Source organism: Micromonospora sp. NPDC093277 (assembly GCF_044765245.1).
Lineage (GTDB): Bacteria > Actinomycetota > Actinomycetes > Mycobacteriales > Micromonosporaceae > Micromonospora.
Map to the genome: position 1 here is coordinate 60151 of NZ_JBIWJO010000017.1, position 12731 is coordinate 72881.

Here is a 12731-nt window from a genome sequence, read left to right on the forward strand (position 1 = left end):
ATGATCACGGTGCATGACCGGCTGGGCCGGATGGTGCGGCAGGCGCAGTCCCAGGGCCGGATCCCCGCGGTCTCGGTCGCCCTGCACCGGGCCGACCGGCCGCTCTGGACCTGCGCGGTCGGCGGGACCGGCAACGACACCCCGCTCGCCCCGGAGACCGTGTTCCGGATCGGCTCGGTCACCAAGACGTTCACCTCGGTGCTGGTCATGCAGTGCCGGGACGACGGCCTGCTCGACCTGGACGACCCGATCGGGCGGCACCTCGACCTGCCGGCGCACGGTGAGCTGACCGTACGCCGGCTGCTGTCGCACACCGCGGGCCTGCAGCGCGAGCCGCACGGCGACGTCTGGGACACGCTGCTGGCCCCCGGCGCGGCCGAGCTGATCGTCGACCTGGCCCGGGTGGAGCGGGTGCTGCCGACCGGCCGGCGCTACCACTACTCGAATCTCGGCCTGGCGCTGCTCGGCGAGCTGGTCGCCCGGCTGCGCGGCGGCACCTGGGCGGAGGTGCTGGCCGAGCGGGTGCTCGCCCCGCTCGGGCTGACCGCAACCGGTCCCACCCCCGGCGACCGGGCGGCGACCGGGTTCCTGGTCGACGCGTACTCCGACGAGGCGCGGCCGGAGCCGCCGACCGACTTCGGCGGGGTGGCCCCGGCCGCGCAGCTCTGGAGCACCGCGCCGGACATGGCGCGCTGGGCGGCGTTCCTGGCCGATCCGGCCGCGCTGGACCCGGCTGGTGCGGTGCTCGCCCCGGCCACCCTCGACGAGATGCGCTGGCCGCTGACCACCACCGACGAGGCGCTGTGGGCGGCCGGCTTCGGGTTGGGCCTGATCCTGGTGCCACAGCCGGGGCGGGTGATGCACGTGGGGCACGACGGGGCGATGCCCGGTTTTCTGGCCTCCGTCTACGGCCGACGCGGCGGGGACGGCACCGCGGGCGCGATGGGCTGCGCGGTGCTCGGCTCCTCCGGAACCGGCGTGGAGGTGTTCGACCTGCCGCACGGGCTGCTCGCCGCCGCGGCCGAGCACGACCCGGCCGACATCGAGCCGTGGCGCCCCGGCCCGCCCGCCCCCGAGCACCTGCGCGGAATGCTGGGCCGCTGGTGGGGCGAGGGCTTCGAGTACGTGTTCTCCTGGCACGACGGGGCGCTGCGAGCCCGGGGCGCCGCCGACCCGGCCGGCAAACCCCCGGCGGTGTTCGCGCCGCTGCCGGACCGGCCGGACGTGTTTCGAACCGTCGCGGGACGTGAGGTGGGCGAGCTGCTCCGGCTGACCCGCGACGAGCGCGGCGCGGTGGTCCGGATGCACTGGGCGACCTACCGCTTCACCCGGGATCAGGAGACCTTCGAGGGCCACGACTTCCGCCGGTAGATGATCTCCTACCGGCGGAAATGGGCGGGGTGCGGCCGGTGTTGAACCGATACGATGGGTGGAACCGTACGCCGCGCCGACAGGGCTCGGCGACCGAGATCGGAAGCAGGTGGCGCAGGGCCCGACGGCCCGACCTATGACCGGCACCCCACCTCCCGGCCCGCCCCGGGTGCAGACCAGGATCACGGTTCCCGACCAGAAGATCATGGTGAACCTGCTCGGCGCGGGCGACGAGATCCTGCGACTCGTCGAACGCTCGGTCAACAGTGACGTCCACGTGCGCGGCAACGAGATCACCATCACGGGCGCGCCCGCGGACAACGCCCTCGCCGAGCGTCTCTTCAGCGAGCTGCTCGAACTCATCGAGAAAGGCGAGACCCTGACCACTGATGCCGTGCGGCGTACCGTTGGCATGCTCGAGCAGGGCAGCACCGAGCGGCCCGCCGAGGTTCTGACGCTCAACATCCTCTCCCGGCGCGGACGCACCATCCGTCCCAAGACGCTCGGGCAGAAGCGATACGTCGACGCGATCGACGCGCACACCATCGTCTTCGGCATCGGTCCCGCCGGTACCGGCAAGACCTACCTGGCGATGGCGAAGGCCGTCCAGGCGCTCCAGGCCAAGCAGGTCAACCGGATCATCCTGACCCGGCCGGCGGTCGAGGCGGGGGAGCGGCTGGGCTTCCTGCCCGGCACCCTGAACGAGAAGATCGACCCGTACCTGCGCCCGCTGTACGACGCGCTGCACGACATGCTCGACCCGGAGACCATCCCGAAGCTGATGGCGGCCGGCACGATCGAGGTGGCGCCGCTGGCGTACATGCGGGGGCGGGCACAGCCGTACGACGCCCGGGTGCTGACGCCGGAGGGCTTCAAGCCGTTCGGGTCGCTCCAGGTCGGTGACCTGGTCATCGGCTCGGACGGGACGCCCACGCCGGTGATCGGCATCTACCCGCAGGGGCCCAAGCAGGTCTATCGGGTCACCACCCAGGACGGTGCCTCCACGCTCTGCTGTGGCGAACACCTCTGGACCGTCGCAACGCCCGAGGACAAGCGGCGGGGACGCCGGCGCACCCTTGAGACGCAGGAGATGATCGGCCAGGAGCGGCGGGGCCACATCCGCCGTTACGAGCTTCCGGTCGTGGCTCCCGTCCACCTGGAGCCGCAGGACGTCCCGCTCGATCCGTACGTGCTCGGTCTGCTGCTCGGCGAGTGCTCGATCTCGTGTCAGACGACGCCAGGATTCAGCACGGCGGACCCGGAACTGGCCCGCGCGATCGAGGACGCGCTCGTCGGCATCGAGCTCGTCCACAAGAGCGACTACGACTATGTCCTCCGGCACGTCAACGGGCACCGGGGCGGGGTGATCGTCGCGAACCCGGTGACGGTCGCGATCCGCGAGCTGGGTCTGGCCGGCGCCACGTCGGGGACCAAGTTCGTGCCCGACCGCTACAAGCAGAACAGCATCGACGTCCGGCTGGCCGTCCTGCAGGGTCTGATGGACAGCGACGGGGGGCCGGTCGTCCAGGCGGGCCGCACCTGCCGGGTGCAGTACACGACCACGTCCGCCCGCCTGCGGGACGACGTCGTCTACCTGGTCCAGTCGCTCGGCGGTGTCGCGTCGTGGCGGGTTCGGGAGGCTGAGGGGCGCGAGCCAGGTCGGGCGGACGGCCGTCCGGTTACCTATCGTTCCGACGCCTATGTCGTGGAGATCCGGCTGCCCGAGGGCGTCCCGCCGTTCCGCCTGTCGCGTAAGCGCGAGCGGTACGAGGAGCACGGGGGCGGTCGGCCGATGCGGTTCATCGACTCGATCCTCCCCGCCGGGGTGCAGGAGACGATGTGTATCCAGGTCGCGGCGGAGGACTCGCTGTACGTCACCGATCACTTCCTGGTGACGCACAACACCCTCAATGACGCGTTCATCATCCTGGACGAGGCGCAGAACACCACGCCCGAGCAGATGAAGATGTTCCTCACCCGGCTCGGCTTCGGTTCCAAGATCGTGGTCACCGGTGACGTCACCCAGGTGGACCTGCCGGGCGGGACGACGAGCGGCCTGCGGGTGGTCCGGGAGATCCTGGGCAACGTCGAGGACGTGCACTTCGCCCAGCTCTCCAGCTCCGACGTGGTCCGTCACAAGCTGGTCGGCGAGATCGTCGACGCGTACGCCCGCTGGGACGCCGAGCGGGAGAACCAGCAGGCACAGAGCGTGCACGCCGTGCCCGGGCGGACCGCCCAGGGCGGGCGGGCCGGCCGGCGCCGCTAATCACCAGAGGAAAGACAGTTGTCCATCGAGATCGCAAACGAGTCCGGTGTCGAGGTCGACACCGACGCCGTGCTCGCCGTCGCCCGCCACGCCCTCGACGAGATGGGGGTCAACCCGCTCGCCGAGCTCTCCGTGCTGCTGGTCGACATCGAATACATGTCCGAGCTGAATCACCGCTGGATGGGCGGTGACGGCCCGACCGACGTGCTCGCCTTCCCCATGGACGAGGGCAGCGTCGACCACGGTCCGGGGGAGAACACCCCGGCCGGCGGCGAGCCGGCGCTGCTCGGTGACATCGTGCTCTGTCCCGAGGTGGCGGCCAAGCAGGCGGCCGCCGCCGGCCACTCGGCCGCCGACGAGCTGCACCTGCTCACCGTGCACGGGGTGTTGCACCTGCTCGGCTACGACCACGCCGAGCCGGAGGAGGAGCGGGAGATGTTCGATCTCCAGGCCCGCCTGCTGGCCAGCTGGCGGTCGACCCGGTCCGCATGATGACCACCCTGGCAGCCGGCAGTGACCCTGCCAATCTGCCCGATCTCCAGCTCCTCGTCGTCGCGGCGGGGCTGGTGGTGCTTGCCGGCCTCATCGCGATGACCGAGGCGGCGCTCGCCGCCGTCTCGCCGGCCCGGGCCGCCGAGCTGGCCCGGGACGGGGCGCGCGGCGCGCGTACCCTCCAGGCGGTCGCCGGTGACGTGGTCCGCCACCTCAATCTCCTGCTCCTGCTCCGGCTGCTGGCCGAGCTGACCGCCACCACGCTGGTCGCGCTGGTGGCGGTGGACAGCTTCGGCGCCGGCTGGCGGGCCGCCCTGGTCACCGCCGGGGCGATGACCGTGGTCAGCTTCGTAGTGGTCGGCGTGGCGCCGCGCACCCTGGGCCGGCAGCACGCGTACGCGGTGGGCCGCACGGTCGCGCCGCTGGTGCGCTGGCTGGGCCGGGCGCTCAACCCGCTGGCCTCGCTGCTGATCCTGATCGGTAACGCGGTCACCCCGGGGCGGGGCTTCCGGGAGGGGCCCTTCGCCACCCAGGTCGAGCTGCGCGAGCTGGTCGACCTGGCCGAGCAGCGCGGGGTCGTGGAGCACGGCGAACGTCAGATGATCCATTCGGTCTTCGCCCTCGGCGAGACCATCGCCCGCGAGGTGATGGTGCCGCGTACCGAGATGGTGTGGATAGAGGAGCGCAAGACGCTCGCCCAGGCGCTGGCGCTCTTTCTGCGCTCCGGCTTCTCCCGGATCCCGGTGATCGGCGAGAGCGTGGACGACGTGCTCGGTGTGCTCTACCTGAAGGACCTGATCCGGCGTACCCAGGGTGGCGACCCACGTACCGGCCAGCTCCCGGTTTCGGAGCTGATGCGTCCGGCGACCTTCGTGCCGGAGTCAAAGCCGGTCGACGACCTGCTCTCCGAGATGCAGGCGGCCCGCAACCACCTGGTCATCGTCGTTGACGAGTACGGCGGCACCGGTGGCCTGGTCACCATCGAGGACATCCTGGAGGAGATCGTCGGTGAGATCACCGACGAGTACGATGTCGAACGCCCGCCGGTCGAGCGCCTGGCGGACGGGGCCGTGCGGGTGACCGCCCGGCTGCCGGTCGAGGACCTGGGCGAGCTGTTCGACACCGAGCTGCCCACCGACGAGGTGGAGACGGTCGGCGGTCTGCTCGCCCAGTCGCTCGGCCGGGTGCCGATCCCCGGCGCCGAGGCGGAGGTGGCCGGGCTCCGGCTGATCGCCGAGGGCACCACCGGTCGGCGTAACCGGATCGACACCGTGCTGGTGAGCCGGGTCGTGCCGGGCGACGCATCCGACAGCGCGGGGCGCGGCGAGCACGCCGAGTCACGCGGTAACCAGAATCGTTCCGAGGAGAGGCAACCCGCCGATGCCTGAGTCACCCGCCGTACCGGCTGCCCGTCCCACCCCGTCCGACCCCGCGGTGCTGAGCGCCGAGGACGGCAAACTGGTCGTCCTGGCCCGGGGCGCGCGTGGCCGGGTCGGCGCCGTGGAGGGCGCGGCGGTCCGCGATCAGGACGGTCGGACGTACGCGGCGGCCAGCGTCGCGCTGCCGTCGCTGACCCTGACCGCGCTCCAGCTCGCGGTCGCCTCGGCGGTGGCCGCCGGGGCCAGCCGGCTGGAGGCCGCCGTGGTGGTGACGGAGGCTTCGACGCTGGACGCTGCCGGGCACGCCGCCGTCCGGGACCTTTCCACCGACGCGCCGATCCACGTGGCCGCGCCGGACGGCACCGTCCTCGGCACGGTGGTCGAGTGAGCGGGGTGCCGGACCCGGACCAGCCTCGTCCCTATCGTGCCGGTTTTGCCTGCTTTGTCGGGCGGCCGAACGCGGGCAAGTCGACGCTGACCAACGCGATCGTCGGCACCAAGATCGCGATCACCTCGAACAAGCCGCAGACCACCCGGCACGTCATCCGTGCCGTGCTGCACCGGCCGGACTCGCAGCTCGTGCTGGTCGACACGCCGGGGCTGCACCGTCCCCGTACGCTGCTCGGTGAGCGGCTGAACGACCTGGTCCGGGAGACGTGGAGCGAGGTCGACGTGATCGGCCTCTGCATCCCGGCGAACGAGCCGATCGGTCGGGGTGACCGGTTCATCACCGGCGAGCTCGCCAGCCTGAAGGCGACCGTGCTGGCGGTGGTCACCAAGACGGATCTGGTGGACAAGAAGCGGCTGGCCGAGCAGCTCCTCGCGGTGAGTGAGCTGGCCGACTTCGCCGACGTGGTGCCGGTGAGCGCGGTCTCCGGGCACCAGGTGGACACCCTGGTCGACGTGATGACCGGCTACCTGCCGGAGTCGCCGCAGCTCTACCCGGACGACATGCTCACCGACGACCCGGAGCAGGTGCTGGTCGCCGAGCTGATTCGCGAGGCGGCCCTCGAAGGCGTGCGGGACGAGCTGCCGCACTCCATCGCCGTGGTGGTCGAGGAGATGATCCCGGAGGGCCGGCTCACCAAAATCTACGCAGACGTGTACGTAGAGCGACCGAGTCAGAAGGCGATCATGATCGGTCACCGGGGTGGCCGGCTGAAGGAGGTCGGCACCACCGCCCGTCGGCAGATCGAGGAGTTGCTCGGTACCCGGATCTATCTCGACCTGCACGTCCGGGTCGCCAAGGACTGGCAGCGCGACCCGAAGCAGCTGCGCAAGCTGGGCTTCTGACCGCGAGCTCGGGTCGCCGGTCCGGGGAACGGACCGGCGACCCGCATTCGGGATGATCCGGATCGGTCGGCAATATGGGATGTTTCACTTCTGACCCGGTCCGCTCGCTGTTTCGCACCGTGGAGCCGGAGGGTAGGGAAAGCGTTGATCCCTTGCCCCCGGACATTGCTACAGGCTGATGCGAAACCGATACCTGGATCTGCTCCGTTTCCTGGCCATCGTTCGAGTCGTCGTTTACCACGTTCTCGGGTACGCGACCCTGACCCTGATCTTCCCGGCGATGTCGGTGATGTTCGCGCTCGCCGGCTCGCTGATGGCCGCCTCCCTGGACCGGACCGGCGTGCCGGCCGTGGCGCGCCGGCTGCGCCGCCTGCTGCCCTCGCTCTGGGTGCTCGCGGCGATCTTCGTGCCGGCCATGCTCTTCACCGGCCTGCCGTTCAGCCCGAAGGTGCTGCTCTGGCTCTTCCCGGTCGCCGACCCACCGGCCAACTACTGGGGTGCGCTGGCGCTGAGCCCGATCTGGTACCTGCGGGACTACCTGTGGTTCGTGCTCGCCTCGCCGCTCGCGCTCTGGCTGTTCCGCCGGGCCCCGCTGCCCACCCTCCTCGCCCCGTACGTGCTGCTCCTGGTGATCGAGTTCGGCGTCTACCCGGACGCGCCGCTGGTGCTCCGCGAGTTCGGCCTGTACTTCGGTGCCTGGATGCTCGGTTTCGCCCACCACGACGGCATGCTCCGCCGGCTCAGTAACCGGGTGCTGTGGCCCGCCGCACTCGCCCTCGGCGCCGCCGGGCTGGGGTGGATTTTCACCCACCACGGCCCGCGCGGCTACGACCTGAACGACATCCATCTCGGCAACGCCGTCTGGTCGGCCGCGTTCATCCTGGTGGCGATCGGCCGGGCCCCGGCCGAGGCGCCCTGGGTCGACCGCATCCCGCTGCTGGGCCGGGCGGTCACCGTGCTGAACCGGCGCGCCCTGACCATCTACCTGTGGCACATGTCGTTCGTGGTGGCGCTCACCCCGCTGGCCGGTCTGATCGGCTGGGGCCCGCGCGACCCGCTCGGCCTGGCGGTCCGGGTGGTGCTGGTGTTCGCGCTGGTCGGCGTGGTCACCCTGCTGGTCGGCTGGGTCGAGGACCTGGCGGCCCGGCGTACGCCGGAGCTGATCCCCGGCCGCCCCCGGCGGACCCTGGCCGAGCGGGCGGCGAACGCCCCGGCCAGCCCCGCGCCCGTCGGCAGGGAGGCCGAGCTGGTGGCGGCCGGTGCGCGGGCGGACCGCTCCACTGGGCCCGGGCCGAGCCGGGTGCCCGGGCCGAGCCGGGTGCCCGCGCCGCGGGGCGCGGCCGAGCGGGCGGACAGCGGGGCCGGCAGGCGCTGATCCACCGACCCGGGCCGCTTGCCCAGGAGGCGCCGTCGTGGCGCCCCTGGGCGGCGGCCTCAGCGGCGGGTGATCGTGACGTCGCCGCTGCCGGTGCGGACGTCCAGCAGCAGGGCGGCGCTCGGGTCGTCGGTCACTCCCACGTCGGAGTTGCCCGAGCCGGTGCTGGTCCGCACCCGGTACCGGCCCTCCGGCACGGTCAGGTTCACGTTGCCGCTGCCGGCGTGCACCCGGGCCGCGGCCGGCTCCGCCAGCTCGACGCTCACGTCTCCCGAGGAGGTCTCCGCGTCCACCCCGGCGCCCAGCTGGCGAGCCTGGACGTTGCCGGAGGAGGCGTGCAGCCGGACCGCGCCGGTCGCGTCGACCACGGCGATGTCCCCGGAGCCGGTCTCGGCCCGGACGTCGCCGCGTGCCGTGGTCACGCTGACGTCGCCGGAGCCCAGCTTGATGTCGACCGTGCCGACCCGGCTCAGCACGATGTCCCCGGAGCCGGCCTCGCCGCGTACCGCCACGCCCTCGGGGACGGTCACGTCCCAGGAGATGCTGCAGCGGTGGCCGCAGCGGGTGTCCAGCACCAGTTCGTCGCCGTTGATCTCGTACCGGGTCTCGGGCTGCTTGCCCTGGTAGCGGATCATCCGTTTGATGCGGACCTCGGCGGCGGACCCGGAGCCATGCACCTTCACGTCGCCTGAGCCGGGCCGTACGGTGATCCGGGCGATCTGTGCCGCCTCGGTGTTGTCGTAGTCCAGCTGGCGGAACGCCAGGGTGTCACACCCGCTGAGGAGAATCAGGGCGGCCGCGGCCGTGGCGGTGACGACGGTTCGGTGCTGAGCCATGGCCAGCACGCTACGGCCGACCCGCGGGGCGGCACATCCGGGTTCGACCGCCGATCCACCCCGAACCGACCCTGAGATCGCACCCCGAGGGAGAATGACCGGGTGGCCGGATACCGCCGACAGCTCTACCGCGACGACGCGGTGGTGCTACGCGTGCAGAAGTTGGGCGAGTCCGACCGGATCATCACCCTGCTCACCCGCCGGCACGGCCGGCTGCGCGCGGTGGCCCGGGGCGTGCGGCGCACCTCCAGCCGGTTCGGCGCCCGGCTGGAGCCGTTCGGGCACGTCGACCTCCAGCTCGCCGGCGACCCCAAGGGCAACCAGGGCAGCTCGCTGCACACCGTCAGCCAGGTCGAGGGGATCGACCTCTACGGCAAGCGGTTCCTCGGCGACTACCCCCGCTACACGGCGGCCAGCGCGATCGCCGAGACGGCGGAGCGGCTCACCCCGGTCGAGCGGGAGCCGTCGCTGCGGTTGTTCCAGCTCACCCTCGGCGCGTTGAAGTCGCTGGCGCGCGGCGAGCACGCCACCACGCTGGTGCTCGACGCCTACCTGCTGCGCGGGATGGCGCAGGCCGGTTGGGCGCCCGCGTTGACCGCCTGCGCGGTCTGCGGCACGCCCGGAAAGCACCGGGCGTTCTCCGTGCCGGCCGGCGGGACGGTCTGCCCGGACTGCCGACCACCGGGCGCCGCCCATCCCGCCCCGGCCACCGTCGACCTGATGTCCGCGCTGACCACCGGCGACTGGGCGTACGCCGACGCCACCGAGAACGGGATACGCCGGGAGTGCAGCGGGCTGGTCGCGGCGCACCTCCAGTGGCACCTGGAGCGCGCGCTACGCTCGCTGCCGCTGGTCGACCGGGGTGCCCCGGGGTCCGGCACGGTCCCGCCGCCCGGCGGCGCGGGGCCGGGTGTGGTCCCGCCGCGCCCCGGCGCCGGACCCGCCGCCGCTGGCGTGAACAGGGAGAATACGTAAGTGATCCGATCGATGAGGGCCGTCCGGCGGGAGCCGGTGCCACCGACTCCGCATCCGTCCGGCGCCCGGCCGCCGGCCCTGCCGGCCGAGGCGCTGCCGAAGCACGTCGCCGTGGTCATGGACGGCAACGGCCGCTGGGCCAAGGAGCGCGGGCTGCCCCGGACCAAGGGTCACGAGCAGGGCGAGCACAGCCTCTTCGACACCGTCGAGGGTGCGATCGAGCTGGGCATCCCCTACCTGTCGGCGTACGCCTTCTCCACCGAGAACTGGCGGCGATCGCCGGACGAGGTCCGGTTCCTGATGGGTTTCAACCGGGACGTCATCCGCCGCCGCCGCGACCAGCTCGTCGACCTGGGCGTCCGGGTGGTCTGGTCGGGTCGGGCGGGGCGGCTGTGGAAGAGCGTGATCTCCGAGTTGCAGACCGCCGAGGAGATGTCCCGGGGCAACTCGACGTTGACCCTGCAGTTCTGCGTCAACTACGGCGGCCAGGCGGAGATCGCCGACGCCGCCGCCGCGATCGCTCGCGACGTGGCGGCCGGTAGGCTCGACCCGGACCGGGTCAACGAGAAGACCATCGGCAGGTATCTCTACCACCCGGAGGTCCCCGAGGTGGATCTCTTCCTGCGCCCCTCCGGCGAGCAGCGCACCTCCAACTTCCTGTTGTGGCAGAGCGCGTACGCCGAGCTGATCTTCCTCGACACGCTCTGGCCCGACTTCGACCGCCGTCACCTCTGGTACGCCTGCGAGCTCTACGCCCAGCGGGACCGCCGCTTCGGCGGCGCGTTGCCCAACCCGGTGGCCCCGACACGCTAGGCGTCGGTCCCCGTCGGGGGCGGCGTCGAGGCGTTTGCGGCGGGCGGTGCGGCCTCAGCGCATACCATCGGCGCGAGGGCGGGCCGCCGGCGTCGCGTCCGGCCACGGGGGTGGGCATGCGGGATCTCCGGTACGAGATGACGGCCGCGCTGGCCGGCGCGGACCTGGTTGACGCCGGGCACCGGGAACAGGTCGCGGAGATCTGTGCCGGCGTCGCCGAGCGGTACTGCGCCGAGCTCGGGCACGCGCCGGCCGTCCGCTCCGGCGAGATCGCCGAGCTGGCGCACGGGGAACCGGCCGCCGGCTGGGCACCCACCCCGCCCGACGACTCCGGCTCGGCGCCCCGCAGCGACCTGGAATCCTCGGTCGAGGAGTCGGGCCGGGCCTGGTGAGCGCCCCCGCCGCCGGTGTCCACACAGGCCGGGGTCAGGCCGCCACCTCGGCGCGGTCGGCCGCCCAGCGGGTGTGGAACGAGCCGTCCCGGTCCACCCGGTGGTAGGTGTGCGCCCCGAAGTTGTCCCGTAGGCCCTGGATCAGGGCGGCCGGCAGCTGCTGCGCGCGCAGCGCGTCGAAGTAGGCCAGCGACGACGAGAACGCCGGGGTGGGCACGCCCGCCCGGGCCGCGTCGGCCACCATCCGCCGCCAGGCCGGCACCCCGGCGCTGACCTGCTCGGCGAACCACGGGGCCACCAGCAGCGTCGGCAGCTCCGGCTCGGCGTCGTACGCCTCGCGGATCCGGTCCAGGAAGCGGGCCCGGATGATGCAGCCGCCCCGCCAGATGGTCGCGGTGCCGCCGAGGTCGATGCCCCAGTCGTACTCCCGGCTGCCGGCGTGGATGTGGTCGAAGCCCTGCGCGTACGCGACGATCTTGCTGGCCAGCAGCGCGCGCCGGACGTCCTCGACGAAGGTCTCCCGGTCGTCCACCTGCCACGTCCCGCCCGAGTCGGCGAAGGCGTGGCGCGCGGCGGCCCGCTGGTCGGCGTGGCCGGACAGCGACCGGGCGAAGGTCGCCTCGGCGATCCCGGTGATCGGGATGCCCAGGTCCAGCGCGCTCTGCACCGTCCACCGGCCGGTGCCCTTCTGCTCGGCCTGGTCGAGCACCACGTCGACGTACGGCCGGCCGGTCGCCGCGTCGGTGTGCGCGAGCACGTCGGCGGTGATCTCGATGAGGAAGGATTCCAGCTCGCCGTCGTTCCACCGCCGGAAGATCTCCGCGAGCTCCGCCGGGCCTGCCGACAGGCCGGCCCGCAACAGGTCGTACGCCTCGGCGATGAGCTGCATGTCGGCGTACTCGATGCCGTTGTGGACCATCTTGACGAAGTGGCCGGAGCCGTCCGGGCCGATGTGCCGGCAGCACGGGGTGCCCGCCACCTGCGCGGCGATCTTCTCGAAGATCGGGCCGAGCTTGCGGTAGGACTCGTCCGAGCCGCCCGGCATGATGCTCGGGCCGTGCAGCGCGCCCTCCTCGCCGCCGGAGACGCCGGTGCCGACGAAGTGCAGCCCGGGACCGCGCAGCGCCTCCTCCCGGCGGATGGTGTCGGTGAAGTGCGCGTTTCCGCAGTCGACGACGATGTCTCCCGCCTCCAGCAACGGCACCAACTCGTCGATCACCGCGTCGGTGGGGGCGCCCGCGCTGACCATGACGATCACCGCGCGGGGGCGTTCCAGCGTGGCGACGAAGTCGGCCATCGACTCCGACGGCACGAAGGCGCCCTCGTCGCCGTGCTCGGCGAGCAGGCTGCGGGTGCGCCCGGGCGAGCGGTTGTGCACGGCGACGGTGAAGCCGTGTCGGGCCAGGTTCCGGGCCAGGTTGCGGCCCATCACCCCCAGGCCGGTCACGCCGATCTGTGCCGTCGCCTGCGCTGCCGCCATGCGTACCGCCACCTTCCGTCGGCTGCCCGTGCTGCGACCGTATCGCGGTCGGTCCGGGC

Annotated in this window: 12 protein-coding genes and 2 pseudogenes; 12 read left to right on the top strand and 2 right to left on the bottom strand. The window is 72.4% G+C overall.

Annotated elements, in window-relative coordinates; all coding sequences use genetic code 11:
- The 9 genes and pseudogenes from ACIRG9_RS28500 to ACIRG9_RS28540 all read left to right on the top strand — a co-directional run bounded on the left by ACIRG9_RS28500 (position 1) and on the right by ACIRG9_RS28540 (position 8176).
- Complete coding sequence (locus ACIRG9_RS28500) at positions 1-1371, top strand: serine hydrolase domain-containing protein (protein WP_402862475.1); 1371 nt, start codon at positions 1-3, stop codon at positions 1369-1371.
- Between the two features lie 136 nt (positions 1372-1507).
- Positions 1508-2249, top strand: a pseudogene (locus ACIRG9_RS28505) (PhoH family protein); the annotation flags it as partial.
- Between the two features lie 212 nt (positions 2250-2461).
- Positions 2462-2995: pseudogene (locus ACIRG9_RS28510) on the top strand (LAGLIDADG family homing endonuclease); the annotation flags it as partial.
- Positions 2996-3208: 213 nt separating this feature from the next.
- Entirely contained in the window at positions 3209-3637 is a 429-nt protein-coding gene (locus ACIRG9_RS28515) for a PhoH family protein (RefSeq protein ID WP_402862571.1), read from the top strand.
- An 18-nt stretch (positions 3638-3655) separates the two neighbouring features.
- Positions 3656-4129 carry an rRNA maturation RNase YbeY gene (ybeY, locus tag ACIRG9_RS28520; RefSeq protein WP_402862478.1) on the top strand — a complete coding sequence of 158 codons (474 nt, stop codon included), beginning with the start codon at positions 3656-3658 and terminating at the stop codon, positions 4127-4129.
- On the top strand, positions 4105-5517 hold the full coding sequence (locus ACIRG9_RS28525; protein WP_402862574.1) for a hemolysin family protein: 1413 nt from the start codon (positions 4105-4107) through the stop codon (positions 5515-5517). Before ybeY ends, ACIRG9_RS28525 begins: the two co-directional genes overlap by 25 nt.
- Positions 5510-5896, top strand: a complete 387-nt coding sequence (locus ACIRG9_RS28530; protein WP_402862481.1) for a cytidine deaminase — start codon at positions 5510-5512, stop codon at positions 5894-5896. Before ACIRG9_RS28525 ends, ACIRG9_RS28530 begins: the two co-directional genes overlap by 8 nt.
- A 5-nt stretch (positions 5897-5901) precedes the next feature.
- Positions 5902-6801: a GTPase Era gene (era, locus tag ACIRG9_RS28535; RefSeq protein ID WP_402862577.1), complete on the top strand. Its 900-nt coding sequence runs from the start codon at positions 5902-5904 to the stop codon at positions 6799-6801.
- Positions 6802-6979: 178 nt separating this feature from the next.
- Positions 6980-8176 carry an acyltransferase gene (locus ACIRG9_RS28540; RefSeq protein WP_402862484.1) on the top strand — a complete coding sequence of 399 codons (1197 nt, stop codon included), beginning with the start codon at positions 6980-6982 and terminating at the stop codon, positions 8174-8176.
- Between the two features lie 59 nt (positions 8177-8235).
- Here ACIRG9_RS28540 and ACIRG9_RS28545 read toward each other — a convergent pair whose 3' ends face one another.
- On the bottom strand, positions 8236-9012 hold the full coding sequence (locus ACIRG9_RS28545; RefSeq protein ID WP_402862487.1) for a DUF4097 family beta strand repeat-containing protein: 777 nt from the start codon (positions 9010-9012) through the stop codon (positions 8236-8238).
- Positions 9013-9114: 102 nt separating this feature from the next.
- Here ACIRG9_RS28545 and recO point away from each other — a divergent pair, with 102 nt between their 5' ends.
- From recO to ACIRG9_RS28560, 3 genes are all read left to right on the top strand, one after another.
- Positions 9115-9987 carry a DNA repair protein RecO gene (gene recO, locus ACIRG9_RS28550; RefSeq protein ID WP_402862490.1) on the top strand — a complete coding sequence of 291 codons (873 nt, stop codon included), beginning with the start codon at positions 9115-9117 and terminating at the stop codon, positions 9985-9987.
- Between the two features lie 12 nt (positions 9988-9999).
- Positions 10000-10800 (top strand): isoprenyl transferase, encoded by an 801-nt coding sequence (locus tag ACIRG9_RS28555; RefSeq protein WP_402862580.1) that lies wholly within the window; start codon positions 10000-10002, stop codon positions 10798-10800.
- 116 nt (positions 10801-10916) lie between these two features.
- Positions 10917-11192 (top strand): thioredoxin reductase, encoded by a 276-nt coding sequence (locus ACIRG9_RS28560; protein ID WP_402862493.1) that lies wholly within the window; start codon positions 10917-10919, stop codon positions 11190-11192.
- A gap of 34 nt (positions 11193-11226) precedes the next feature.
- Here ACIRG9_RS28560 and gndA read toward each other — a convergent pair whose 3' ends face one another.
- A complete protein-coding gene (gndA, locus tag ACIRG9_RS28565) occupies positions 11227-12672 on the bottom strand; it encodes an NADP-dependent phosphogluconate dehydrogenase (RefSeq protein WP_402862496.1) in 1446 nt (481 codons plus the stop codon).
- Between the last annotated feature and the right edge of the window lie 59 nt (positions 12673-12731).

Coding starts and splice junctions, on each gene's coding strand:
- ACIRG9_RS28500 (WP_402862475.1), top strand. CDS start 1: ATGATCACGGTGCATGACCGGCTGGGCCGGATGGTGCGGCAGGCGCAG.
- ACIRG9_RS28560 (WP_402862493.1), top strand. CDS start 10,917: ATGCGGGATCTCCGGTACGAGATGACGGCCGCGCTGGCCGGCGCGGAC.
- ACIRG9_RS28530 (WP_402862481.1), top strand. CDS start 5,510: ATGCCTGAGTCACCCGCCGTACCGGCTGCCCGTCCCACCCCGTCCGAC.
- gndA (WP_402862496.1), bottom strand. CDS start 12,672: ATGGCGGCAGCGCAGGCGACGGCACAGATCGGCGTGACCGGCCTGGGG.
- ACIRG9_RS28555 (WP_402862580.1), top strand. CDS start 10,000: ATGAGGGCCGTCCGGCGGGAGCCGGTGCCACCGACTCCGCATCCGTCC.
- ACIRG9_RS28515 (WP_402862571.1), top strand. CDS start 3,209: ATGTGTATCCAGGTCGCGGCGGAGGACTCGCTGTACGTCACCGATCAC.
- ACIRG9_RS28545 (WP_402862487.1), bottom strand. CDS start 9,012: ATGGCTCAGCACCGAACCGTCGTCACCGCCACGGCCGCGGCCGCCCTG.
- ACIRG9_RS28540 (WP_402862484.1), top strand. CDS start 6,980: ATGCGAAACCGATACCTGGATCTGCTCCGTTTCCTGGCCATCGTTCGA.